Source organism: Enterobacter cloacae complex sp. IR53041, assembly GCF_049238285.1.
Classification (GTDB): Bacteria; Pseudomonadota; Gammaproteobacteria; order Enterobacterales; family Enterobacteriaceae; genus Enterobacter; species Enterobacter roggenkampii.
On sequence record NZ_JBMKHB010000002.1, the window covers coordinates 81,889 to 107,428 of the forward strand.

The 25,540-nt window shown below is 54.2% G+C and carries 23 protein-coding genes; 9 read left to right on the forward strand and 14 right to left on the reverse strand.

Annotated features, from left to right (window positions below):
- Positions 1 to 5: 5 nt before the first annotated feature.
- The gene (cobB, locus tag ACOTXF_RS01855; RefSeq protein ID WP_021240739.1) at positions 6 to 827 is read left to right on the forward strand and encodes a Sir2 family NAD+-dependent deacetylase; all 822 of its coding nucleotides are present in this window, start codon (positions 6 to 8) and stop codon (positions 825 to 827) included.
- 45 nt (positions 828 to 872) lie between these two features.
- Here cobB and ACOTXF_RS01860 read toward each other — a convergent pair whose 3' ends face one another.
- Positions 873 to 2,804: a methyl-accepting chemotaxis protein gene (locus ACOTXF_RS01860; RefSeq protein ID WP_232926508.1), complete on the reverse strand. Its 1,932-nt coding sequence runs from the start codon at positions 2,802 to 2,804 to the stop codon at positions 873 to 875.
- Between the two features lie 236 nt (positions 2,805 to 3,040).
- On the opposite strand from ACOTXF_RS01860, the gene ACOTXF_RS01865 reads away from it, so the two are divergent.
- On the forward strand, positions 3,041 to 4,270 hold the full coding sequence (locus ACOTXF_RS01865; protein ID WP_025911783.1) for an EAL and HDOD domain-containing protein: 1,230 nt from the start codon (positions 3,041 to 3,043) through the stop codon (positions 4,268 to 4,270).
- Between the two features lie 47 nt (positions 4,271 to 4,317).
- On the opposite strand, the gene potD is transcribed toward ACOTXF_RS01865, so the two are convergent.
- From potD to potA, 4 genes are read right to left on the reverse strand one after another with little or no spacing between them, the layout of a single operon-like run.
- Positions 4,318 to 5,352 (reverse strand): spermidine/putrescine ABC transporter substrate-binding protein PotD, encoded by a 1,035-nt coding sequence (potD, locus tag ACOTXF_RS01870; protein ID WP_047744945.1) that lies wholly within the window; start codon positions 5,350 to 5,352, stop codon positions 4,318 to 4,320.
- A complete protein-coding gene (gene potC / locus ACOTXF_RS01875; RefSeq protein WP_008500765.1) occupies positions 5,349 to 6,140 on the reverse strand; it encodes a spermidine/putrescine ABC transporter permease PotC in 792 nt (263 codons plus the stop codon). The genes potD and potC overlap by 4 nt, the downstream gene beginning before the upstream one ends.
- Positions 6,137 to 6,994 (reverse strand): spermidine/putrescine ABC transporter permease PotB, encoded by an 858-nt coding sequence (gene potB / locus ACOTXF_RS01880; RefSeq protein WP_045352885.1) that lies wholly within the window; start codon positions 6,992 to 6,994, stop codon positions 6,137 to 6,139. The genes potC and potB overlap by 4 nt, the downstream gene beginning before the upstream one ends.
- Positions 6,978 to 8,126 carry a spermidine/putrescine ABC transporter ATP-binding protein PotA gene (gene potA, locus ACOTXF_RS01885; RefSeq protein ID WP_186438133.1) on the reverse strand — a complete coding sequence of 383 codons (1,149 nt, stop codon included), beginning with the start codon at positions 8,124 to 8,126 and terminating at the stop codon, positions 6,978 to 6,980. The genes potB and potA overlap by 17 nt, the downstream gene beginning before the upstream one ends.
- Positions 8,127 to 8,363: 237 nt before the next feature.
- Between potA and pepT the strand changes: the two genes are divergently transcribed.
- Complete coding sequence (pepT, locus tag ACOTXF_RS01890; protein ID WP_047744943.1) at positions 8,364 to 9,587, forward strand: peptidase T; 1,224 nt, start codon at positions 8,364 to 8,366, stop codon at positions 9,585 to 9,587.
- 94 nt (positions 9,588 to 9,681) lie between these two features.
- Positions 9,682 to 10,173, forward strand: a complete 492-nt coding sequence (locus ACOTXF_RS01895; RefSeq protein ID WP_048962289.1) for an REP-associated tyrosine transposase — start codon at positions 9,682 to 9,684, stop codon at positions 10,171 to 10,173.
- 90 nt (positions 10,174 to 10,263) lie between these two features.
- Here ACOTXF_RS01895 and ACOTXF_RS01900 read toward each other — a convergent pair whose 3' ends face one another.
- From ACOTXF_RS01900 to rluE, 8 genes are all read right to left on the reverse strand, one after another.
- Positions 10,264 to 11,385, reverse strand: coding sequence for a cupin domain-containing protein (locus tag ACOTXF_RS01900; RefSeq protein ID WP_025911765.1), 1,122 nt, complete (start codon positions 11,383 to 11,385; stop codon positions 10,264 to 10,266).
- Between the two features lie 91 nt (positions 11,386 to 11,476).
- Positions 11,477 to 12,940: a two-component system sensor histidine kinase PhoQ gene (phoQ, locus tag ACOTXF_RS01905; protein WP_045417076.1), complete on the reverse strand. Its 1,464-nt coding sequence runs from the start codon at positions 12,938 to 12,940 to the stop codon at positions 11,477 to 11,479.
- Positions 12,941 to 13,612: a two-component system response regulator PhoP gene (gene phoP / locus ACOTXF_RS01910; protein WP_024908594.1), complete on the reverse strand. Its 672-nt coding sequence runs from the start codon at positions 13,610 to 13,612 to the stop codon at positions 12,941 to 12,943.
- Between the two features lie 123 nt (positions 13,613 to 13,735).
- Positions 13,736 to 15,106, reverse strand: a complete 1,371-nt coding sequence (gene purB / locus ACOTXF_RS01915; RefSeq protein ID WP_232926510.1) for an adenylosuccinate lyase — start codon at positions 15,104 to 15,106, stop codon at positions 13,736 to 13,738.
- A 19-nt stretch (positions 15,107 to 15,125) separates the two neighbouring features.
- A complete protein-coding gene (hflD, locus tag ACOTXF_RS01920) occupies positions 15,126 to 15,755 on the reverse strand; it encodes a high frequency lysogenization protein HflD (protein WP_045417073.1) in 630 nt (209 codons plus the stop codon).
- A 27-nt stretch (positions 15,756 to 15,782) separates the two neighbouring features.
- Positions 15,783 to 16,895 carry a tRNA 2-thiouridine(34) synthase MnmA gene (gene mnmA / locus ACOTXF_RS01925; RefSeq protein WP_045284972.1) on the reverse strand — a complete coding sequence of 371 codons (1,113 nt, stop codon included), beginning with the start codon at positions 16,893 to 16,895 and terminating at the stop codon, positions 15,783 to 15,785.
- 40 nt (positions 16,896 to 16,935) lie between these two features.
- Complete coding sequence (locus ACOTXF_RS01930) at positions 16,936 to 17,409, reverse strand: NUDIX hydrolase (protein ID WP_032651463.1); 474 nt, start codon at positions 17,407 to 17,409, stop codon at positions 16,936 to 16,938.
- 9 nt (positions 17,410 to 17,418) lie between these two features.
- Positions 17,419 to 18,072, reverse strand: a complete 654-nt coding sequence (gene rluE / locus ACOTXF_RS01935; protein ID WP_039024695.1) for a 23S rRNA pseudouridine(2457) synthase RluE — start codon at positions 18,070 to 18,072, stop codon at positions 17,419 to 17,421.
- Between the two features lie 117 nt (positions 18,073 to 18,189).
- Between rluE and icd the strand changes: the two genes are divergently transcribed.
- The 3 genes from icd (at position 18,190) to ACOTXF_RS01950 (ending at position 20,185) form a co-directional block, all read left to right on the forward strand.
- Positions 18,190 to 19,440, forward strand: coding sequence for an NADP-dependent isocitrate dehydrogenase (gene icd, locus ACOTXF_RS01940; RefSeq protein ID WP_023292761.1), 1,251 nt, complete (start codon positions 18,190 to 18,192; stop codon positions 19,438 to 19,440).
- 77 nt (positions 19,441 to 19,517) lie between these two features.
- Entirely contained in the window at positions 19,518 to 19,865 is a 348-nt protein-coding gene (locus ACOTXF_RS01945) for a DUF1304 domain-containing protein (RefSeq protein ID WP_023327132.1), read from the forward strand.
- Between the two features lie 74 nt (positions 19,866 to 19,939).
- Positions 19,940 to 20,185, forward strand: coding sequence for a DUF2543 family protein (locus tag ACOTXF_RS01950; protein WP_025911748.1), 246 nt, complete (start codon positions 19,940 to 19,942; stop codon positions 20,183 to 20,185).
- Positions 20,186 to 20,475: 290 nt separating this feature from the next.
- Here ACOTXF_RS01950 and ACOTXF_RS01955 read toward each other — a convergent pair whose 3' ends face one another.
- Positions 20,476 to 21,975 carry an EAL domain-containing protein gene (locus ACOTXF_RS01955; protein ID WP_047744941.1) on the reverse strand — a complete coding sequence of 500 codons (1,500 nt, stop codon included), beginning with the start codon at positions 21,973 to 21,975 and terminating at the stop codon, positions 20,476 to 20,478.
- A gap of 236 nt (positions 21,976 to 22,211) precedes the next feature.
- Between ACOTXF_RS01955 and ACOTXF_RS01960 the strand changes: the two genes are divergently transcribed.
- Positions 22,212 to 23,732: an EAL domain-containing protein gene (locus ACOTXF_RS01960; RefSeq protein ID WP_084832384.1), complete on the forward strand. Its 1,521-nt coding sequence runs from the start codon at positions 22,212 to 22,214 to the stop codon at positions 23,730 to 23,732.
- A gap of 167 nt (positions 23,733 to 23,899) precedes the next feature.
- A complete protein-coding gene (locus ACOTXF_RS01965; protein WP_370975679.1) occupies positions 23,900 to 25,384 on the forward strand; it encodes a sensor domain-containing diguanylate cyclase in 1,485 nt (494 codons plus the stop codon).
- The last annotated feature ends 156 nt before the right edge of the window (positions 25,385 to 25,540 follow it).

The following is a 25,540-nucleotide window of genomic DNA, read 5'->3' on the forward strand; positions in this document are numbered from 1 at the left end:
TTTCTATGCTGTCGCGTCGCCAGGGTCGACTCAGCCGTTTTCGCAAAAATAAACGCCGCTTGCGTGAGCGCTTGCGCCAGCGGATCTTTTTCAGAGACAGAATGATGCCAGAAGCGATGGATAAACCCAGAGTGGTGGTGCTGACCGGGGCGGGGATCTCCGCCGAGTCAGGTATTCGAACCTTCCGCGCGGCGGACGGGCTGTGGGAAGAGCACCGCGTGGAGGATGTCGCCACGCCGGAAGGCTTTGCCCGTGACCCGGATCTCGTGCAGGCGTTTTACAACGCCCGCCGTCGTCAGCTTCAGCAGCCTGACGTCGCGCCGAATGCCGCGCATCTGGCGCTGGCGAAGCTGGAAGAGGCGCTGGGCGATCGTTTTCTGCTGGTGACGCAGAATATCGACAACCTTCACGAGCGGGCCGGCAACAAGAACATCATCCATATGCACGGCGAGCTGCTCAAAGTTCGCTGCGCATGGAGCGGTCAGGTGCTGGACTGGAAAGAGGACGTGCTGCCGGAGGATAAGTGCCACTGCTGCCAGTTCCCGTCTCGCCTGCGTCCGCACGTGGTCTGGTTCGGGGAAATGCCGCTGGGAATGGATGAGATCTACAGCGCGCTGGCGATGGCTGACGTGTTTATCGCCATCGGCACATCCGGCCACGTTTACCCGGCGGCGGGGTTTGTCCACGAAGCGCGGCTGCACGGTGCGCATACGGTTGAACTCAATCTTGAGCCGAGCCAGGTGGGCAGCGAGTTTGAAGAAAAACACTACGGCCTGGCAAGCACGGTTGTTCCGGAATTTGTCGACAAGCTGCTGAAAGGGCTGTAACGCTCATCGCGTGAAAAGGCACCCGCTGGACGGGTGCCTTTTTATTTAAGAATGAAAGAAGGCCAGCGTCTTCTCCAGCGATTTAGCCTGCTCGTCCAGCGAAAGCGCCGCCGCAGAGATCTGCTGAACCAGTGAAGCGTTCTGCTGGGTGGTGCTGTCCATCTGGTTAACAGCGGTACTGACCTGGCTAATTCCCCGATTCTGCTCGTCCAAAGCCTGAACAATGTCGTTGATGACCAGATGCACGTGCGACACCGCCTCAATCACCTGTTTCATCATTACGCCGGTCTCATTGACCAGCTCAACGCCTTTGCTGACGCGGCCTGAGGACTCGGCAATCAGTTGAGAGATCTCTTTGGCTGCGTTAGCGCTTCGCTGGGCAAGATTGCGTACTTCACCTGCGACTACCGCGAAACCGCGTCCCTGTTCACCCGCGCGCGCCGCTTCAACGGCAGCATTCAGCGCCAGGATATTGGTCTGGAAGGCGATGCCGTCGACGATACTGTTAATCTCACCGATCTTGCGCGCGCTCTCATCAATCTCGCCGATCACCACGACCACATCGTTCACCAGCGTTTCGCCATGCCCGGCAAGGCTCGCGGCGCGATCGGTCAGGGTGGTCGCCTTGTGGGCGTTGTCGGCATTGTTCTTCACCGTAACCGAAATCTCTTCCATGCTGGCAGCGGTTTCAACAATCGCCGCCGCCTGTTCCTCGGTACGCGAGGCGAGGTCAAGGTTGCCCGCCGAAATTTCGCTGGTCCCGCCGTGCACGGAGTGGCTGGCTTCGCTGATGTTGTCGACGATGCGCTTGAGCTGCGTCTGCATGGTGTGCAGGGCATAAAAAATGCTGTGGGTATCCCCGGATCGCACCGGGATGGTGTTGTTCAGATCCCCGCGGGCGACGGCCAGGGCGATCCCGGCGGCCTCGGAAGGTTCTCCCCCCACCGGACGATCAACCTTGCGGGTAAAGATCTGGGCCATCACCAGGCTAACCGCAACGATGCTTAACACCATCATGACGATGGCCTTCAGTAAAAATGCGCGCGCTTCGGCCATCACTTCGCTGACCGGGGTGATGATGGCGAGTTTCCACGGCGTCTGGCTATTACCGACGGTGATCGCCTGCCAGGTGATAAACACCTCTTCTTTCAGCAGCGGATCGTTTACCCGAGTGACGTCATGTCCTGCAATGTGACCCGCGTAAGGCTTGCCTGCCGCACCTTTGTCCGGGCTGGACACCACGTTATTGCCCGCAGACAGGAGCAGGGCGTAGCCTGTGCCGTTCCACGGTTTAATGGCGCCAATCATGGACTGCAGCGTGGCGAGCGAGAAGTCAGAGGTGACTGAGCCCAGAAACTGACCGTCACGCATGATGGGGGCGGCAATTGAGGTGAGCATCACGTCCACGCCGTTGTAGGGGTAAATATAGGGTTCGATAATCACATCTTTATGCCGCTGTTTCGGCAACAGATAGTAATCACCGCTGCCGGGCGTTTCGATGTCCGTCAGCTGGTGCAGTGTCGGTTTGCCGGTGGCATCGCGGTCGACGTAGCGGGCGTAGCGCCCGGCAGGATCTTCACCGCTCTGACCGGCAAAGACGGCATCTTTATCGTCAAACGCGTTGGGCTCAAAGGCCATCGACATGGAGAGAAACGACGGGTGAGCCGAGAGGTAGTGGACGAGCAGCTGGTTCAGGCTCTGGCGGTCGGAAATGCCCGCTTCGCGCAGCGCGAGGGCGCTGATGCCCATATCCCGGGCGGCAGTCAGGGCAGAATCCAGCTGTTTGCTGACCTGTAAAGCGTGTACCTCGGCTATCTGGCGGATATGGTTTTTGGCCAGCACCTCTTGCTGCGCCATCCATTGCCACATCATAAACCCGATCGTTGCCGTAAAGCCCACCGTCACGGTGAGGAAAATGGACAATAGCATCAACGTCTTGACTCTTATTTTTTGTCTTCGGACCATGGCGTCTTTCATTCTCATCTCCCGTAATGTCGTGCATGTCGGGCAGGCACAAAGTACTTATCGGATATTCCATCCCCTTTCTGTAGAGCGATGGATATATTTAATTTAAATCCAGACGATTAATTCCCGTTAATTAGTGTGGATGCTTTTATTTTGTGCATTCAATCAAAATAGTGCTCGATAAAACTCGTTATCGTCGTGTAGAAAGAGGATGCTAATAAATATAAAGTGGTAGAGGAGGATGGGATATGTACGGATTTATCGCGCGACAACCCATTTTTAACCCTGAAATGAATACCGTAGCCTATGAGCTGCTTTTCAGAGACGGGATGACAAATCGTTTTCCGGATGTGTCGGCAGAATATGCCACGTCCAGGATGATATCAGATCAGTTCTTATGTGTGCCGTCCCAGCGCATTGCCGGGGCACATACGTCGTTTATTAATTTCCCTTCAAGGATGGTTATTGACCGCAGTGGAGAAGCGCTTGATAAAGAGAGCGTGGTGATTGAAATCCTTGAAGATGCTGTGCCGGGGGCCGAACTGCTGCAGGCCGTCAGGGAGATGAATGCGCACGGCTATCAGTTTGCGCTTGATGATTTCACCCTTGCGCCAGAATGGGATGTTTTTTTACCCTTTATTTCAATCCTGAAATTTGACGTCAGAAATTATACCTTAGCGCAAATTAAAGCGTATCTGAAAGTACGTAAACATCTGACCGGTCATATTAAATATCTTGCTGAAAAAATTGAGACTAAAGAGGAATTCAACCAATACAGAGACGAGGGATTTTCCCTTTTTCAGGGCTATTTTTTCTGCCGTCCAGAGGTCATTAAATATAAACGGCTGTCGCAAAATCAGCTGGCGATTTTTCGCCTGCAAATGGAGGTCGGACGCAATAAACCTGATTTTCGAATCATCGAGTCGTTGATAAAAACCGATCTCACGCTCTCTTATAAAATCATGCGCTATATGAAGCATACGGCGTTTAAACATGTCGGCGCCTGTAATTTCAGCAAGTTAACCCTGAGCGAGGTGCTCAGATATCTTGGCGAAAACCAGCTCCGACGGTTTGTTGCCGTCGTGGTCCTCGCCAGTGCGGGCAATGACACCGTCAGCGAGCTTTACCCGCTGAGCATGATGCGCGGCAAATTCTGCGAACTGCTGGCTGAGACGATGAACGAACCGACTCTGGCTGAAAATGCGTTCATGTGCGGCCTGTTTTCTCTGCTCGATACCCTCCTGGAGCTTCCGATGGCAGAGCTGATGAAGCAAATTGCGGTGCCGCAGAGCGTGAGCAACGCGCTGTGCCACCAGGAGGGACGGTTAGCCGACATGATTAACCTCTGCCGTTACTATGAACAGCAGCGGTGGGACGAGGCGACCCGGATTCGTCAGGCGCTGGGCCTGTCAGATGAAGAGGTGGTTGAGGCGATGCGAAAGGCGACGCTCTGGGCTGGAGAGAATACGGTCAGTTAATCCTTCCTCACGCCGCGCAGGCGGCGTGAGGAAGAACGCGATACCGGTTAGCGGCCCGCTTTTAACTTCTGGTAATACTCTTCGTAGAGGCGGCTGGCGTCGCCGACATCGTTCTGCCACTCACCTTTGCTGATGGTTTCCGCATCCGGGTAGAGCGACGTATCGCTTGCCACTTCCGGCTTCAGCAGCTTGCGTGCGGCCAGGTTTGGCGTCGGGTAGCCAATCGTCTCGGCAACCTGTTTCGCCACGTCCGGGCGCAGCAGGAAGTTAATCAGCTTCAGCGCCCCATCCACATTTTTCGCGTTAGCCGGAATGGAGAGGCTGTCCATCCAGAAGATCCCGCCTTCTTTTGGCCAGACTACCTCAAGCGGCGTACCGGCCTGGCGGGCCACATACGCGGAGCCGTTCCACACCATCCCCAGGTTTACTTCGCCTTCCATATACGGGTTTGCCGGGTTATCAGAGTTGAATGCCGCCACGTTAGGCATCAGCTTTTTCAGCTCGGCATATGCCGCTTCAATCTCTTTAGGATCCGTCGTGTTGCCAGAGTAGCCAAGCTTGCGCAGCGCCACCTGGAAGACTTCGCGCGCGTCGTCGGTCAACAGCAGGCTGCCTTTGTATTGCGGTTTCCACAGGTCGGCCCAGCTTGTCACCGATTTCGGATCGACGGCCTCGCTGTTAACGCCAATCGCGGTTGCCCCCCAGATATACGGAATGGAGTAGTCGTTATTTGGGTCAAACGGCTTGTTGAGCATCTCAGGATCGAGGTTTGAAAAATGGGTTAGCTTCGTTTTGTCGATCTTCTGGATCATGCCTTCTTTGCGCATTTTGTCGACAAAGTAGGTGGAAGGAACCACCAGATCGTACGCGCCATCTTTGTAGGTTTTGAGCTTGGCGTACATGGTTTCATTCGACTCGTAGGTCGAGTAGATCACCTTGATGCCCGTCTCCTTGGTGAACTGCTCCAGCAGGCCCGGCGGCACGTACTCGGTCCAGTTGTAGAAGTAGAGCGTTTTGCTGTTATCAGCGTGTGCGGCACCCATACCAAGCACCAGCGCCGCAGCGGCGAGCATTTTTTTCATTTCATTGTCCCCTGAGATTTTGTTTTATCACGAGCAATAACCTGGCTGGCGATCACCAGAACCAGCGAAAACACCAGCAGAATGGTCGCCAGCGCGTTCACCTCAGGTGAAACGCCGACTTTCACCATCGAATAAATTTTCAACGGCAGAATTTCATAGCTCGGCCCGGTCACGAAGGAGGAGACCACCACGTCATCCATCGACAGGGTAAAGCTCAGCAGCCATCCGGCCGCCACGGCGGGCATCGCCAGCGGCAGGATGATTTTGCGCAGGATGGTCATTTCGCTGGCGCCCAGATCTTTCGCCGCCTCCAGCATGCGCACGTCGAACCCTTTCAGGCGCGCAAAGACGGTCACCACCACAAACGGCAGGCAGAAGGTGATATGGGAAAACAGCAGCGACCAGAAGCCAAGCTGTACGCCCAGCAGCATAAACAGCACCAGCAGCGAAATCGCCATCACGATATCCGGCGACATCATCACCACAAACAGCATGCCGCTGACGAACGGCTTACCGCGAAAGCGATAGCGGTAGAGCGCCACGGCGGTCAGGGAGCCAATCAGCGTGGCGAAGGTGGCGGAGAAGATCGCCATCGTCAGCGAGTGCTGAGCGGCCTGCAGCAGGCTGTCATTGTTCATCAGAAGGCTGTACCAGTCGGTGGTAAAGCCCTGCCAGTTAATCCCAAAGCGCGAGCTGTTAAACGAGTTCACGATCAAAATAATGATCGGGATATACAGGTAAGCGTAAATGGCGGTCATGAAACCGCCGCGAAGCAGTCGACCGATCATTCGAGTTCCACCTTCTTGTTCAGCAGCCGTGAGGCGCGCCAGTAAACCAGCAGCATCAGACCCATCACCACCGTCAACGTAATGCTGGTGGCGGAGCCGAACGGCCAGTCGCGAATGTTGAGGAACTGACTCTTGATCACATTCCCAATCAGCAGGTTTTTCGCGCCACCCATCAGGTCCGAAACGTAGAATAGACCCATGGCCGGAAGCATGACCAGCAGACAGCCCGCGATAATGCCGGGCATGGTCAGCGGAATGATAATGCGGATAAAGGTCTGGAACCTGTTGGCACCCAGATCTTTTGCCGCTTCCAGCAGCGGTTTATCCAGCTTCTCAATGCTGGAGTAGAGCGGCATCACCATAAACGGCAGCAGGATATAGACCAGACCCACAATCACCGCGCTCGGGGTAAACATGATGCGGATCGGCGTATCAATCATCCCCAGCCACAGCAGAAATTCATTGAGATAGCCTTTGGTGCTGAGGAAGATTTTCAGCCCGTAGATGCGAATCAGCGAGTTGGTCCAGAACGGCACAATCAGCAGAAACAACAGCAGCGGACGCACCTTTTGCGGCAGACCCGCGAGGAACCATGCGAACGGATAACCCAGCACCAGGCAGGCAATGGTGGCAATCAGCGCCATATTGAGCGAATGCAGCAGCACGTCAAAATAGAGCGGATCGAGCAGGCGCGCGTAGTTGTCCAGCGTAAAAACCAGCGAAACGAAGTTTGCGTCGTCACGGGTCAGGAAGCTGGTGGCGATGATCATCAGGTTGGGTAAAAAGACAAACAACACAAGCCAACCGACGATCGTGGCAATCACCACATTCTGGAACTTACTTGTGTTCTTCATCAGCCAGTACAACCTCCCAGCTTTCTACCCAGTTGATAACCATTTTCTGGTCGAGAGAGTGGTCGAAGTCAGGGTCGTCCTCGTTAAAGAACTCGCTGACCATCACCATTTTGCCGTTCTCCAGCTCGACGACAGACTCCAGCGTCATCCCTTTGTAGTTGCGCTCGCGGATATAGCCGATTAACCCTTCGGCCTCGGTATTGCCGTGAATTTCATCGACGCGCAGATCTTCCGGGCGCAGCAGAACGTTGAGCTTTTGTCCCTTTTCGACGGGGAAATTCACCGTGATGGCGCACTCGCGTCCTTCGACGCACGCGCGAACGCGCTGGTCGTCCAGACGCTCGATCACCATGGCGTCGAAGATATTGATCTCACCAATGAAGCTGGCGACAAAGAGATTTTTCGGCTCTTCGTAGATTTCACGCGGCGTGCCGTCCTGCTCGATTTTGCCGTCGCGCATCACCACGATGCGGTCGGACATGGTCAGGGCTTCTTCCTGGTCGTGGGTGACGAAGACAAAGGTAATGCCGAGCTTGCGCTGCAGGGCTTTAAGCTCGTTCTGCATCTGCTTGCGCAGCTTGTAATCCAGCGCGGAGAGGGATTCATCCAGCAGGAGCAGACGCGGCTTGTTGACCACGGCGCGGGCGATGGCCACGCGCTGCTGCTGGCCGCCGGAAAGCTGATGCGGTTTTCGCTGGGCAAACGTCTCGAGCTGCACCATGCGCAGGGCTTCGGTGACGCGCGGTTCGATCTCACTCGCCGGGGTTTTTTGCATCCGCAGGCCAAACGCCACGTTTTCAAACACGGTCATGTGCGGGAAGAGGGCATAGCTCTGAAAGACAGTGTTGACGTGGCGGTCTTCGGCGGGAACCTGGGTGATGTCCTGACTTTCAAGATGGATATGGCCGTTATCGACGCTCTCCAGCCCGGCGATAAGGCGCAGTACGGTGGTTTTGCCGCAGCCGGAGGGGCCAAGCAGCGTCAGAAACTCACCGTCATTGATGGTGAGAGTGAGGTCGGATATGACGTCTTTGCCATCAAAACTTTTACGAATTCGTTCCAGTTGCACCAGCGGTGAACGTGAACGGGATTGTGTATTCAATTTTTGCGCTGTCCCATATAGACGCCTCAGGCAGCAGACTGAAGCGGGGTTTGTGTGTAACCACCTTGGTGACTCGTAATGAGGGCGGACATTCTACGGCAATCCCCTGCAATCGCCAATCCTTGTCACTGATTCATAAGCTACATTTACTAACGCATAACGATATAAACGGAAAATATTCTCGTTTACGGGATAAAAGTGACCTGACGCAATATTTGCGTTTTGATGCTTATTGATAATGTTGTCACAAAAAGTGAGGGTGACTGCATGGATAAATTACTTGAGCGTTTTTTACAGTACGTTTCGCTGGATACCCAATCTAAACCGGGTGTTCGCCAGGTGCCGAGCACCGAAGGCCAGTGGAAGTTATTAAACCTGCTTAAAGAGCAGCTTGACGCCATGGGGCTGGTCAACGTCACGTTAAGCGAGAAAGGCACTGTGATGGGAACGCTGCCGGCGAATGTCGACGGGGATATCCCGGCGATTGGCTTTATCTCCCATGTCGACACCTCTCCGGATTTTAGCGGTAAACATGTGAACCCGCAGATTGTTGAAAACTACCGCGGCGGCGACATTGCGCTGGGCATTGGCGACGAAGTGCTCTCGCCCGTGATGTTCCCGGTGCTGCACCAGCTGCTCGGTCAGACGCTGATCACCACCGATGGTAAAACGCTGCTGGGGGCGGATGACAAAGCGGGCATCGCGGAGATCATGACGGCGCTGGCGGTGCTGAAGGGCAACGATATTCCGCACGGCGATATCCGCGTGGCCTTTACGCCGGATGAAGAGGTCGGCAAGGGCGCGAAGCACTTCGACGTGGACGCCTTTAACGCGCAGTGGGCCTATACCGTTGACGGTGGCGGCGTCGGTGAGCTGGAGTATGAAAACTTCAACGCTGCCTCGGTGACGATCAAAATTGTCGGCAACAACGTTCACCCCGGTTCGGCGAAAGGCGTCATGGTGAACGCGCTGTCGCTGGCGTCGCGAATTCATGCGGAAGTCCCGGCGGAAGAGAGCCCCGAACAGACCGAAGGGTATGAAGGGTTCTATCACCTGACCAGCATCAAAGGCACCGTGGACAGCGCGCAGATGCACTACATCATCCGCGATTTCGACCGTAAAGCCTTTGAGGCGCGCAAGCGTAAGATGATGGAGATCGCCAAGAAGGTGGGCAAGGGCCTGCATCCTGACTGCTATATCGAGCTCATCATCGAAGACAGCTATTACAATATGCGCGAGAAGGTGATGGCGCATCCGCATATTCTCGATATCGCCCAGCAGGCGATGCGCGACTGCGATATTGAACCGCAGCTGAAGCCAATTCGCGGCGGCACCGACGGTTCTCAGCTGTCATTCATGGGGCTACCGTGCCCGAACCTGTTTACCGGTGGCTATAACTACCATGGCAAGCATGAGTTTGTGACGCTGGAAGGGATGGAAAAGGCGGTGCAGGTGATTGTGCGGATCGCGGAGTTGACCGCTAAACGCTAAAAAAACGCCCGGTGGCGCTACGCTTACCGGGCCTACGATCCGAATGTAGGCCCGGTAAGCGTAGCGCCACCGGGCAGAAAGGCAAGGAGTGCCCATGTCAAACTACCGTCGCCATTACGTCCCCGGTGGAACCTGGTTCTTCACCGTCAACCTGCAAAATCGTCAGAGCGATTTGCTTACCCGTCATATCGATAGCCTGCGTTCCGCCGTCTCAACGGTTAAGCGTGCGAAGCCCTTCACCATCAACGCGTGGGTTATTCTGCCTGAACACATGCACTGTATCTGGACCCTACCGGAAGGAGACAGTGATTTTTCTGCTCGCTGGCGGGATATCAAAAAGACGTTCAGCCGCAACGTCGACATGCGTCATATCTGGCAACCACGATTCTGGGAACACACTATCCGCAACGAAGAGGACTACCGGCGGCATGTGGATTACATTTACGTCAATCCGCTGAAGCACGGCTTTGTGGGTAAAGTCAGCGACTGGCCGTTTTCAACGTTTCATCGGGACGTGGCTGAAGGGTTGTATCCGGTGGATTGGGCAGGAGAGATCGAGGATTTTGCGGCGGGTGAGCGGAAGTGAAAAGCCGGGTGGCGGCTACGCCTTACCCGGCCTACAAAAGCTCGATCCCGTAGGCCCGGTAAGCGCAGCGCCACCGGGCACTAAAGCGACTCAGTCCTCAAAGAACCAGTACCCGCTGTTGACCAGCGCGGCCAGCATCGCGAGGAAGGACGGGTCTTCCAGCGCATCGCCAAAGGTATCCGCAGTCAGCACCAGATGGCTGGCAATCGCTTCCAGCGCCGGTCGGTGCGGAGAGTCCAGCTTCTCGCCGTTGACGAACACGTCCTCACCAATGCGCAGCACGCGCAACCCGCCCAGGCGCGTCAGCTTGTCGCCTTGCTGAAGCGCATCGTAAATCTCGTCCGCCTGATACGGCGGCTCCGGAGGCGCAACGTCCAGCTCGTGGCGGGACTGGCTAATAAACTCGCCAAACCACTGACGGAAATGTTCCGGCTCGTTGATCAGATCCAGCATCATGCCACGAAGCTTATCCAGCTCCGCGGGCAGGATGTCTGCCGGGTGCTCACGCGCAGGCACGTCGGGATCGCTGTAACGATAGCTGCCCAGCTCGCGCTGCAGAACATAGTCAGCAAATCCGCTGATCATCTCGCGGCCGCTTGGCGCGCGGAACCCGACGGAGTAGTTGAGGGAGTTCTCCAGGGAGTAGCCTTCATGAGGGAATCCCGGCGGGATGTAGAGAATGTCGCCCGGCTCCAGCTCTTCGTCGATAATCCCTTCAAACGGATCAACCTGAAGCAGGTCCGGATGCGGGCAGTGCTGCTTCATCGGCACTTTTTCGCCCACGCGCCAGCGGCGGCGGCCCGTACCCTGAATGATGAACACATCGTACTGGTCCAGATGCGGGCCTACGCCGCCGCCCGGCACGGAGAAGGAGATCATCAGATCGTCCATGCGCCAGTCGGGCAGGGCGCGGAACGGACGCATTAATGCGGCCGTCGGCTCGTGCCAGTGGTTGACCGCCTGTACAAGCAGCGACCAGTTGTTTTCACCGAGGTGATCGTAGCTTTCGAAAGGACCGTGGCTAACCTGCCATTTCCCGTCCTGGTGGCTGACCAGGCGGCTGTCGACTTCGTTTTCCATGGCCAGACCGGCCAGCTCGTCAGGCGAGATAGGGTCGACAAAATTGCTGAACCCGCGTTTCAGAACGACCGGGCGTTTTTGCCAGTAACGTTCAATAAACTCGGGCCAGTTAAGCGTTAAGTGATAATCCATATTTTTTTATTCCGCAGGCTCTTACTGACTCGGATTATAACGGAAGCTCAGCCCCCCGGCTGCGAGATCCTCGCATTTTTCACATAACGGGTTAACTATCGTTCGATGTCGGCTGCTGGCGACCAAAAATGACCTCCATTCGCGCGCCGCCCAGCAAACTTTCGCTGGTTTCGATTTTCCCGTCGTACTGGTCGACAATCTCACGGGCGACGGCTAATCCAACGCCCTGGCCAGGACGTAGCGTATCGGCGCGCTGACCGCGATCGAACACCACATCACGTTTATTGCGCGGGATCCCCGGGCCATCATCCTCCACGATGATATGCAGTTCGTTATCCGTCTGGCGCGCCGACACTTCCACGAACTCCAGACAGTATTTGCAGGCGTTATCCAGCAGGTTGCCCATCACTTCCATGAAGTCATTTTTTTCACCCACAAAGCTTATCTCTGGCGAGATATCGAGGCTGATGTTCACCCCTTTACGCTGATACACCTTGTTGAGGGCAGACGTGAGGTTATCCAGAAGCGGGGCGACCGGATGCAGCTCGCGGCTCAGCAGGGCGCTGCCGGAACGCATGCTGGCGCGGTGGAGGTAATAGCCAATTTGCTGGGAAATACGGCTGATCTGCTCCAGCATCACCGGCTCGGCATCGTCAACGCTCAGCTTCGAGCTGCGCATGGAACGCAGGGTACTTTGCATGACCGCGAGCGGGGTTTTCAGGCTGTGGGTCAGGTCGGTAAGCGTCGTACGGTATTTATCATAGCGTTCGCGTTCACTTTTCAGCAGGCGGTTGAGGTTTCGCACCAGGCTGGTGAGCTCGCGGGTGGTTTCCGGATTGAGCTTTTCGCGATGATGTTCTTCCAGCTCGCGAACCTCTTTCGCCAGTGATTCAATGGGGCGCAAGCTCCACCACGCCGCCACCCACAGCAGCGGGATCACCAGCAGCAGATTTGCCGCCAGAACGTAGATGAACCAGCTCCAGACCATATAAGAACGCTTCAGCTCGACCGGAATGGTGTCGATCACCACGATGGTCAACTGCGGCATGTTTAGCGTCGCCGGATAGAGGTTAATTGCGACGGAGTGGGTCATCTCCGTTTCGGCGTCGTCGGCGCGGATCTCGTTCAGCTTTTGCTGCAGGGAGCGATCTTCACGGATCAGCGAGCTGGTGGTGTTGAGATCGGCTTCAATTTCATGAAACCCGTTGGTTTTCAGCCAGTCCGGACGAATGCTTTTGACCAGCCACGGAATGTCCCGCTGTGCCCACAGTAGCTTCCCCTTTTCGTCATAAATCAGGGCCAGCGTGGGGCTCTGCTGATTGAGGTTTTCCGGCATTTCGACGGTGATTTTATTGTCTTCCCACTTCGCCAGGGTATAAAACAGATTGCTTTCGCCACGCAGCAGGCGAAAGGTGGTTTTATCAAAGCTGACGCTGTAGCCCACCAGGGCGACCATGCCGTAGGAGAGCGACAGCACCAGTACGACGGCTGCCGTTGCCAGTAAAAAGCGCACCCGCAGCGAGAGGGGCAAAATATGGCGCAAGATCCGTCTCATTTAGCGTAATTCGAACAGGTAGCCCTGGCCACGGACGGTGGTAATCACATCCTGTGGATATTGCGCCTGAATTTTCTTACGTAAACGTCCCATCAGCACGTCAATGGTATGGCTCTCACGCAGTTCAGCATCAGGATAGAGCTGGAGCATCAAGGAGTCTTTGCTCACGACCTTGCCATTGTTGCGGATCAGCGTCTCCATGATGGTGTATTCGAAGGCGGTGAGCTTGATCACTTCATCATTGATGGATAATTCCCGGCGGGAGAGATCAACCTGGAAAGGCGGGATGGAGATAACCTGAGATGCCAGCCCGCTGTTGCGACGGAGCAGCGCCTGCATGCGGGCCGCCACCTCTTCAATATGGAACGGCTTAGTGACGTAATCATCTGCGCCCGCGCTGAGCACTTCAACCTTATCCTGCCAGCCTTCACGAGCGGTCAGCACCAGAACCGGCAGGGAAACATCGTGGCTGCGCCAGCGGCGAATCAACGACAGGCCGTCCTCGTCAGGCAACCCTAAATCGACAATGGCGATATCCGGCAGGTGTTCATTGAGATAATAATCGGCTTCTTTTGCATCTTCAGCATCGTCCACCTGATGTCCCATCTCCTGAAGCTGAACCTTCAGGTGATGGCGTAGCAATGCGTTATCCTCAACAACCAGTACGCGCATCATCTTTTCTCCCAGAATAAATAGTATGAATAGTTTAACGCTGATTATGTTGCTGTGGGGATAAACATTGAGTAAACCGGGGAAAAGCAACCCCCTTTCCGGGCGGAAAGGGGGGAGAGGAGATTACTTCAGCTCGTCAACCATGGTGATGGCGCGGCCAATGTAGTTCGCCGGAGTCATCGCCTGCAGGCGGGTTTTCTCTTCTTCAGGCAGCGCCAGGCCGTCGATAAACTGCTTCATACCTTCGGCATCAACGCGTTTGCCGCGGGTCAGCTCTTTCAGCTTCTCGTACGGTTTTTCGATGCCGTAACGACGCATCACGGTCTGAATCGGCTCCGCCAGCACTTCCCAGTTGTGATCCAGTTCGTCCAGCAGACGATCGCGGTTCACTTCCAGCTTGCTCACGCCTTTCAGCGTGGACTGGTACGCGATCAGCGCGTAGCCGATGCCCACGCCCAGGTTACGCAGTACGGTGGAGTCGGTCAGGTCGCGCTGCCAGCGGGATACCGGCAGTTTGCTCGCCATATGCTGCAGCACAGCGTTCGCCAGACCCAGGTTACCTTCGGAGTTTTCGAAGTCGATCGGGTTCACTTTGTGCGGCATGGTGGAAGAGCCGATTTCACCGGCGATGGTTTTCTGCTTGAAGTGGTTCAGGGCGATGTAGCCCCACACGTCACGATCGAAGTCGATCAGGATGGTGTTAAAGCGCGCGATGCAGTCAAACAGCTCCGCAATATAGTCGTGCGGCTCAATCTGGGTGGTGTACGGGTTCCACTGAATGCCCAGCGAGGTCACGAACTCTTCGCTGAACTGGTGCCAGTCCACTTCCGGATACGCGGCGATGTGGGCGTTATAGTTACCGACCGCGCCGTTGATTTTGCCCAGAATTTCAACCTGTTCCAGCTGACGGTACTGGCGCTCCATACGGTACGCGACGTTCGCCATCTCTTTACCCATCGTGGATGGGGTGGCTGGCTGGCCGTGGGTACGGGAGAGCAGCGGAATGTCGCGGTATTCCACGGACAGCGCTTTCACCGCGTCGATGATTTTACGCCAGTAAGGCAGCACCACCTCTTTGCGCGCGGTGGAGAGCATCAGCGCATGAGAGAGGTTGTTGATGTCTTCAGACGTACAGGCGAAGTGAATGAACTCAGACACGGCGTGCAGCGCAGGAACGCTTTCCACTTTCTCCTTCAGGAAGTACTCAACCGCCTTCACGTCGTGGTTGGTGGTGCGCTCAATGGTTTTAATGCGCGCGGCGTCTTGTTCGCTAAACTCGGCAACGATTTTATCAAGGTAATCGTTTGCCTTTTCGTCAAAAGCAGGAACTTCCTTGATTGCTGCCTGGGCGGCCAGCTTTTGCAGCCAGCGTACTTCAACCTGAACACGGAACTTCAGCAAACCATATTCGCTGAAGATCCCGCGCAGCGCGCTGACTTTATCGCCGTAGCGTCCATCGACAGGGGATACGGCGGTCAGTGAGGATAATTCCATAATTCGCAACTCCGGGAGGTTAACAATGAGCAAGAATTTGTTTTGCCTGAGTGGTCAGGCGATTACGAGAAAACATTAACTGCAGGCGGCCACCGCCAACCTGGTGCCACAGCACGGCGGCACGGATCCCTGCCAGCAGGGAGGCGCGTACTTTTGCCTGTACCTGCGGGCTTTGCAGCACGGCAGGGGAGCCGGTGACCTGAATCCGTGGGCCCAGCGGGCTGATGACGTCAACATAAATGCCGGCCATGGCGCTCAGCAGCGTGTCGGACTGCAGGTCAAAATGGTCAAGCTGACGCTGTAACCCGGCAATGCGATCGCCCAGGGTATTAAGCGCGCCTTTTGCTGCGCTCAGCTTACGCTCCAGCACCATCAGGCTCAACGTGTAGCGGGTCAGCTCTGCGTTTAACCCCTGACGGCTGCTGGCGTTAAGCACGCCAAGCAGGGTGTCAAGACCGAGACGAAGATTGGTTTCACTGCCGCCGAACACACCCAGGGTAGAGCCGGGGTTGAGGTCGATAACGCTGTTGAGTGAAACGTGCAGGGCATCAGCGTCGCAATGACCCTGATGTGCCAGCTGTTGCACCAGACGGGCTGACTGGCAAATTCCCGCCAGTGCCAGGGTGATGTCATAGTAGTTCTTCGCCACACGGTCTCCTTTATGTGTGCAATCGTGTTAAACAGCGGGCAGCGGCAGGCGCTGTTCAATAATCCCGCCGCCCAGGCAGATTTCGCCGCTGTAGAAGACAGCAGACTGACCCGGCGTGACGGCCGCAACCGGCTCGTCGAAACGCACGTCAATGCGATCGTCATCAAGCGCAGTCACGGTGCAGGGAATATCGGTCTGACGGTAACGTGTTTTCACCGTGCAGCGCAGTGTGCCTTTTAACGGCTCACGATCGACCCAGTGCAGCTGTTGCGCGATAAGGCCAACGGACATCAGACGCGGATGGTCGTGTCCCTGGGCTACAACCAGAATATTGTTTTCGACATCTTTGTCGACAACGTACCACGGATCTTCGCTACCCTCTTTGGTCCCGCCGATACCCAGGCCTTTACGCTGGCCGAGCGTGTGGTACATCAGCCCCTGGTGTTGGCCAATTTCGTCGCCATCGACGGTGACAATTTTGCCCGGCTGTGCCGGCAGGTAACGACCGAGGAAATCACGGAACTTGCGCTCGCCGATGAAGCAGATGCCGGTAGAATCTTTTTTCTTCGCGGTGATCAGATCCAGCTCTTCCGCGATTTTACGCACCTGCGGCTTTTCCAGCTCGCCAACCGGGAACAGGCTCTGGGCGATTTGCTCGTGGCTCAGCGTATAGAGGAAATAGCTTTGATCTTTATTGCCGTCCAGACCGCGCAGCAGCTGGCTTTTGCCATTCACGTCAGCGCGACGCACGTAGTGACCGGTCGCAATGTAGTCTGCGCCCAGATCTTCCGCAGCGAATTCCAGGAAGGCTTTAAATTTGATCTCTTTGTTGCACAGAATATCCGGGTTTGGCGTGCGTCCGGCTTTGTACTCTTCGAGGAACAGTTCAAAAACGTTGTCCCAGTATTCTGCGGCAAAGTTAACGGTGTGCAGTTCAATGCCGAGCTTATCGCACACGGCCTGCGCATCGGCGAGATCCGCTGCGGCAGTGCAGTATTCCTCGCCATCATCTTCCTCCCAGTTCTTCATGAACAGGCCCTCCACCTTATAGCCCTGTTGCTGTAACAGGTAGGCGGAAACGGAGGAATCGACACCGCCGGACATGCCGACGATCACTTTTTTCTGGCTGTTATCTGACATGGAATACTCACGACATTGAACTTCAAGGCGGCGTATTCTATCACGCCCCCCCACCATTGGCACCCTCTGTAAACGGCCAGTTAAATGCGCCGATGACATCCAGCGGCAGGCGTGCGCCTGACTGCCAGCAGCGGATGCTTTCCGCAACCAGCGGCGAGCGCAGGTTTGGCGCGTTCAGGATCTCGTCGGCGGTGACCCACAGACAGCGGTCGATATCGTTATCCTGCGGTTCAGTGGCGCACGTTTCGCTAAGCTCAACGGCAAATAAAAAACGCAGGAACGGTGTGCTGTCGGGCGCAATCCACTGGTGCATACGGATGAAGTGCTGGGGCTCGGCGTGAATACCGGTTTCTTCCCACAGCTCGCGTTTTGCCGCCTGCAGGAGGGTCTCATTGGCTTCAAGGTGCCCGGCAGGCTGATTCCACAGCGCTTTGCCGTTAATGCTCTCTTCGACAACAAGGAATTTCCCCCGGGCGTGGACCACGCAGGCAACCGTGACATGAGGTTTAAACATAGTGACTCCTTAAGAGGTAACGTCCCGCCATTCACCGTTTGCCAGCGTTTCCAGGGTGTAGTTACCCATGGCGTAACGAATCAGGCGCAGGGTGGGGAAGCCGACGTGTGCGGTCATGCGCCGAACCTGGCGGTTGCGGCCTTCATAAAGGGTGATTTTAAGCCAGCTTGTCGGAATCGATTTGCGTTCGCGGATAGGCGGGTTACGCGGCCACAGCCACGCCGGTTCATTCACGCGTTCAATACCTGCCGGCAGGGTGGGACCGTCGTTGAGCGTGACGCCTTTGCGCAATTTTTCCAGCGTCTCGTCATCCGGCTCGCCTTCTACCTGGACGAAGTAAATTTTGCCGGTGCGTTTCCCCGGCTGCGTGAGCTTCGCCTGCAGCGCGCCGTCGTTGGTCAAGACCAGCAGGCCTTCGCTGTCGCGGTCCAGACGCCCTGCCGCGTAGACCCCCTGAACAGGGATGTAGTCCTTAAGCGTGCTGCGTCCGGCTTCATCGGTGAACTGCGGCAAAACATCGTAGGGTTTATTGAACAGAATCACCCGCTTTGGCTGGGTTTCTTGTGGTCGTCTGGCGGCTTGTCGCGAGCTGAATCGCTCAACCCGGTGTTTTGTAAAAGAAGTTTTCTTCATGGTATTTTCAGGCGTTATCAATTGCCGCATTATAGCCTAATAACGAAGACCTTTCATGGCGTCGGACAATCAGGTACTATCGAAGGGCTCATTACAATTTATTAACATAAGATCAGTAACAACCAGAAGCGCTCGAAGGAGAGGTTAATGGAAAGCAAAGTAGTTGTTCCGGCGGAAGGTAAAAAGATCACCCTGCAAAACGGCAAGATTAACGTTCCTCACAATCCGATCATTCCATTCATCGAAGGTGATGGTATCGGTGTAGACGTTACCCCGGCAATGCTGAAAGTGGTTGATGCCGCTGTTGAGAAAGCCTACAAAGGCGAGCGTAAAATTTCCTGGATGGAAATTTACACCGGTGAGAAATCGACGCAAGTTTATGGCCAGGACGTCTGGCTGCCAGCAGAAACGCTGGACCTGATCCGCGACTACCGCGTTGCTATCAAAGGCCCACTGACGACGCCAGTTGGCGGCGGTATCCGTTCCCTGAACGTGGCACTGCGTCAGGAGCTGGACCTGTACGTCTGTCTGCGTCCGGTTCGTTACTATCAGGGCACCCCAAGCCCGGTTAAGCACCCAGAACTGACCGACATGGTCATCTTCCGCGAAAACTCAGAAGACATCTACGCGGGTATCGAATGGAAAGCGGACTCTGCTGATGCAGAGAAAGTGATTAAATTCCTGCGCGAAGAGATGGGCGTGAAGAAAATTCGCTTCCCTGAGCATTGCGGTATCGGCATTAAGCCGTGCTCCGAAGAAGGGACCAAGCGTCTGGTGCGCGCGGCCATCGAATATGCGATCACCAACGACCGTGACTCTGTGACCCTGGTTCACAAAGGCAACATCATGAAGTTCACCGAAGGCGCGTTCAAAGACTGGGGCTACCAGTTGGCGAAAGAAGAGTTCGGCGGTGAGCTGATCGACGGCGGCCCATGGCAGAAGATCAAAAACCCGAACACCGGCAAAGAGATCGTCATTAAAGATGTGATCGCCGATGCGTTCCTGCAGCAGATCCTGCTGCGTCCAGCGGAATACGACGTGATTGCCTGTATGAACCTGAACGGTGACTACATCTCTGACGCCCTGGCAGCTCAGGTTGGCGGTATCGGTATCGCCCCTGGCGCGAACATCGGTGACGAGTGCGCCCTGTTCGAAGCAACCCACGGTACTGCACCTAAATACGCAGGTCAGGACAAAGTGAACCCAGGCTCTATCATCCTGTCCGCAGAGATGATGCTGCGTCATATGGAATGGTTCGAAGCCGCAGACCTGATCGTTAAAGGTATGGAAGGCGCAATCAACGCGAAAACCGTAACTTACGATTTCGAACGTCTGATGGAAGGCGCTAAGCTGCTGAAATGCTCAGAGTTTGGCGACGCGATTATCGCGAACATGTAATCCAGATTCTGGGTTAAACAAGAGCGGGAGCCTGAGGGTTCCCGTTTTTTTTGCCTCTGCCCGCGGGAGACAACCCGATGTTAGCCACTTTCCTTATCGCTGTCGTTGCACTTATTCATCTCTACATTCTTGTGCTGGAAATGTTCCTGTGGAATACCAAAACAGGGCACAAGGCCTTTAATCTGCGTCCTGATTTTGCACGCGACACCCGCGTGCTGGCGGCGAATCAGGGGCTGTATAACGGGTTCCTGGCGGCGGGCCTGCTGTGGAGCCTCTGGCTCGGCGAAAACGGGATTCAGGTGGCCATCTTCTTCCTGACCTGCGTGCTGATCGCCGGGCTTTTTGGCGCAGCCACCGCCAGTCGTAAAATTTTGTACGTGCAGGCCATTCCCGCGCTCGCTGCGCTGCTTGCGTTACTCATCTGAAGCAATGCTTTGGTTGAGATAATCCGTCCGATATACTCGTAACGTTACCTTTATTGACCAGAGACGAGACTGTTATGCACAACGATATCCCCCTGAAATATTATGATATTGCCGATGAGTACGCGACGGAGGCCGCAGAGCAAGTCGCGGAATCAGAGCGCGACGCGCTGGCACACTATTTCCAGCTGCTGCTCACCCGCTTAGCGAATAATGAGGAGATCAGCGAGGAAGCCCAGCAGGAGATGGCCACAGAAGCCGGGATCCGTGCGGGTCGCATTGATGATGTTGCGAACTTCCTCAATCAGTGGGGAAATGAATAGCCTGCCTCAAAAACCGTTATGGTGATGCTTTGCGATACAGCTCAGCATCACGCTATCGGACCACATGCATTTTTTCCGCAGAATAGGCGAAGCGGGTTTATCGACAAGCAGCGCGAAAATAACGATCAGAAAAAAGAGTACTGCTGGAAAAAATAAGGATAATTTCACGTTTTTAACCAAAATAAGAGTGTGCTTCAGGGTAATCTACCGTCTGAATATGACGACTATATGTTTTGGCGGAAAAAATGGAAACGTCCGAGTGTAAAAAAACGAGCAGGACAGGCTTCATGTTAGGGGGCGACGCCGGTGAGTCGCTTCGCCAGCTCGCTCCGGGTGAGTGCTTTTGAAAAATACCATCCCTGGATCAGCGCGTCGGGATATCTGTTCGCAATAAAGCGATACTGAGTTTCATTTTCCACGCCCTCGAACACAAGGGTTTTATTCAACTTCGCGAGGGCATCGCTGAAGATAACAAAGATGTTTTGCTTATAATCTTCGCTGATTCCATCCACCAGCGATTTGTCAATTTTGATTTCATCATATTCAAGCTGTGACAGCCGCGCCAGATTTGAATTTTGCACGCCGAAATCATCGATTGAAATTTTAACGCCAAGCGATTTTAGTTCCTGGCAGAATCCCTCAAGGATATCCGCCGCGGAAACGGCTTTCTCAGAAAGCTCGACCTTCATCAGGGAAAGGGGAAGGTTGTTGACTAAGCACTCGCGACGCAAAATGTTAATAAACTGTCCGTCTTCAATTTCTTTCCGCCCAACGTTGATTGAAACGATCAGCTGATGCTTAATCGCCAGCGGGGCAATTTCTGAGAGCGATTTACCGATAACATTGCCATAATATCTTTTATACAGCCCGATTTTCTTAATTAATGGGATAAACAGCTCCGGCGAGACGTCTCCGTGTTTTTGATCGCGCCATCGCGACAGAACTTCCACGCCCACGATTTTTTGGTCGCGAATGCGAATAATGGGCTGATAGTTAACGCTGAAGGTATTCGTTATCACGGCTTTGATCAGCGTACGTTCCAGCGAAAAACGGTCTTCATGGATACGGAAGACAAATAACGTTATCGCGACCCAGATAAAGTAGAGAATGATCGCGAGAAACGTAAAGATAAACGGGGGTAACGAGGCCAGTCCCGCATCGTGATGTTTTACAATCACGCATAAATCCCACACGGCGCTGCACTGTGTAATGGTCAGGGTGAACAACGTGGAGTGCAGCCAGCTCCGCGCTCGCAGGTCGGGGGCAGCCGAAAAAAAGATCCGGCCAAAGTCCTTTGTGGTAGCACTCAGGGAATAGCTTGCGGTAACCGGGGTGAATTTATCGTAAGCATAGCGGGAGGTGAAGATAATAATATTATTATAAATGGCCGCATTGCCCGTGAAAAAGTCTTTTCTTGAAAACTGCGCGAGGAGAAAACCTCTCGGCGTTTTATGCAGTTCCGCAGGAAGTGGAACGGGCGTCGCGAGTTTACCCCAAAAAGCAGTACAGATAATTTTTCCTTTTTCAATAAAACCGATATCGCCGAAATAGAGGTTGTTAAGCTTTATTTGTCTGTAGCTATCAAGGCTGGTTTTATCACACCCCTGCGTCGTTATGCTTTTAAGGCCCAGCGCCACGTTTTGGGACAGGTCTTCGGAATAATGTAAAAGGGTCCGGGATATTTCAAGCTGTTTGGTTTTTTGCTGACCAAGGATAACCGCATTGACCGCATAAAGAGACAGGATGACCAGAAGCGTTGAAACGATCGCAACGGCAATGCGCTTTTTCATTTTCCGGTTATCCTGTCCGCTCCCTGAATTCATAAATCTTAACACAGCCTGGGCAAGGCACAAGCCTGATAGTCACGCCGGGTGAGCAAATTCGGGCGGGTGAACTCATACGAAAGCATCAGTTTTTTAAGACAATTCTCAGCTAAGCTATTTTCATTGCGATCGGCAACGTCAGGTAAACCACGGGTTCTTCTTTCAGATCCTTCATGCTTGTTTATTCTATTAAGGAAAACATCGTGCGCAACGTGATGATCCCTATTCTCAGTGCCCTGTTTCTTTTTCTGATCGGCATACTGATTATTAACTGGCAGTTATGGCAGATGGCGAAAATGAATAACGTTCATACCGCCACGGTGAGCACCCAGAAAATAGAAAGCATTTTGTCGGAAGCCGTCAGTGCGGCCAGCACGGCGAAGCGCGTTGCGGAGCAGGGGTGTACCAGCAGCGGGCAGCTGGCGCTGGGGACAGAAGCTGCGCTAAAACCGCATCTGCGCGCCATCATGATCCAGCAGCAGGGGGAAACCATCTGTACATCCCTTCCGGGGAATGGCGTATTGATTGTTCATCCGGAGACGCTACCTGAAAAAGAATTAATGCTGCTCCCCGGTAATCGACTGGTGAACGGGATCCCGGTACTTGTCTTCCAGATGCCCATCGCGGGCGGGCGCATCATCGTCAGTGTCAGCGATGCGCATTTGCAGGACGTCATCGCGAACGCATCAAACAGCGTTGACCTGGGGTTGGTTGTCGGCGAAAGCATGTTTACGCGCAACGGTGACGTGACCGGATGGAAAGCGGCCTCGTGGACGGGTTCACTTACGGCATCTTCGCAATTCCCCTTTAGTCTGGCCTGGCAACCGCCTGCCTTTTTTAGCCTGACGCGGCTACTGCACCAGGGCTGGAGCCTGATACTGCTGATTCTCGCGCTATCCCTCGCGGTGGGCATTTTGATCCGCCGATACAAGGGAAAAAGCACCACCTTTGAAGACGATTTGCGTAAGGCCGTTTTGCAGGGAGAGATCGTGCCTTATTACCAGCCGATCGTGAACGGGGACACCGGCGGGTTATACGGGGTTGAAGTCCTGGCAAGGTGGAAGCATCCAAAGTCTGGGTTTATCCCGCCGGATGTCTTTATTCCGATTGCTGAACGTAGCGGGTTGATTATTCCGCTGACCAAAGGCTTGATGGCGAAAGTGGTCACACAGCTCAAGCCGCTGTTGCCGAAGCTACCGGATGGGTTCCATATCGGAGTGAACATCAGCGCCAGACACATTGATGCCCCTTCTTTCCTCGGTGACTGTCGTCTCTTCGGCAAGGGGTTTCAGGGTAAAGCCGTGAAGCTGGTTCTCGAGGTGACCGAACGTGAACCGTTGATCGATAATCCTCATCTGGTGGAAAACCTCAACGCGCTGCATAACGCCGGTTTTGTCATTGCACTGGATGATTTTGGGACGGGGTATTCCGGGCTGTCATGTCTTAATGCGCTTGCCATAGATTATATTAAAATTGATAAAAGCTTTGTTAACCGGGTTTCTGAGGAGAAGGACTCAACGATCCTGCTGGACTGCGTTATTGACCTGGCGAAAAAACTCTCATTGCGTATCGTGGCCGAAGGTGTAGAAACGAAAGAGCAGCTGGAGTATCTCAACCGTAATGAAATTACCCTGTTGCAGGGATATTATTTTGGTAAACCCGTCTCCTATATCGATTTTATTAAAGTCATTTTATCTAAGCCCAGGGAGGCCGTGATGCTGTAAAACGTCAGGCGCTGTAAAAAAATCAGGAATAGAGCGGGTTGCCTGGCGGTGAAACACAAAATAAAGACGAGCTTCTGTTGTATGCTTAAGTGCAATTCATTTTCCTCTTATCCTGAGCTTTGTTACAGTGACAAGAGTTGTCAGCCAGGGATATCAGGCGTGATAAGGTGGAAAAGCTCGTGCATGTGAAAAATACTTTTTACACAACAACCATTACCGTCATCATTGTCTCATTGATCATCTCGCTGGCGCTTGCCGTCCAAATTGCCACGTCCAGACAGCAGTCAATCCAGCAAATTAATACCAGCGTCGCTAATCTTAGCCACACCCTGGATGTTTATACTGAAGGGATCATGCGCCAGAGTGAAATGTTAATTACTACCGTTTCCGACATAATCGAAATTTATGGCATGACCCCGCAGCAGGCGACCAATATTCAGCACATGATCCATAATCAGGATAACCTTCTTACCCAGATTAATAATGTGGTTGTTTACGATGCTCAGGGCGATATCTTCACCGCGCTGCATGAAAGTTTCACGGGGCCGCGCAAAGGCTCGGACAGAGAGTTTTTTATCTATCACCAGGAAAATAAAACTCAGCAGGTCTTTATTGGGGAGCCGGTGGTAAGCAGAACCAATGGCAAATGGGTTATCACCCTCAGTCGGCGCCTTGAAACTCAGTCCGGGGCATTTAACGGTGTCGTAGTGGTGACGCTCGGTATTGAAAATTTTCTGGCACTCTACGGGCAGATTAATATCGGTCACTCGGGCGTCATCGGCTTAACGACGCAATCAGGCGTGCTGCTGGTCCGTTATCCCTTTAAAAATACCTATATCGGCACGATTGTTTCTGATTCACCGCTCTTCAGGAAATATCTCAAAGTACAAAATACGGGGATAGCCAGCTCCATCTCACGGTTTGATAAAATCGAGCGCATTTATGCCTATGAGAAAAACCGACGCTACGGACTGGTCACCACAGTGGCCGTCAGCATTGATGAAGCTCTTGCACCCTGGCGCAAGCAGGCGATTCAGCTGGCGGTACTCATTTTCGTGTTTACGGCGATACTCATCGTGGCGTCGTACTTCCTGTATTCCGACCTGTCCCGAAAAACACGGGATAACAAAGCGCTGAAGATTATCGCTTCAGAAGATGCGTTGACCGGGCTGTACAACCGCCGCGTCTTTGATGAAAAAATCCTCTCGGAAATTGCTACGTGCGCCGCACATGACGCGCCGATTTCGGTACTGATCGTGGACGTGGACTACTTCAAAAAATACAACGATAACTATGGTCATCCTGAAGGGGACCGGTGTCTGGCAATGCTCGGAAACAGCCTCAGGGAGAGCCTTACCCGTGATAATCAGCTTGTGGCGCGCTACGGCGGAGAGGAGTTTGCGCTGATATTGCCGGATACGGATATTCAGGAGGCACTTCGTCTGGCCCAGACGATTATTCGCAATGTGTTCTCGCTGCAAATCGCGCATGCCTTTAGCCCCTTCGGCCGGGTGACGGTAAGCGTCGGAATTCCCACCGCCCGTGCCGTCGACATTGCAGGCAGCCAGCAAAATATCATTATTGCCGCAGACCAGGCGCTCTATCAGGCGAAACGCGCGGGACGTAACCGGTACGCGTTTGTTGGGGTATGAGCAAAAAAAAAGCCCACTCAGGAGTGGGCAAGAAATACTGGAAGCAATGTGAGCAATGTCGTACTGAATACTTGAGTGTTTCTCTCAACTATTCAGTGTTGAGAAAGATAATCTTTCTCAACAAAAGATGCAGCCCCACAGTTTCTGTGGCCCGTA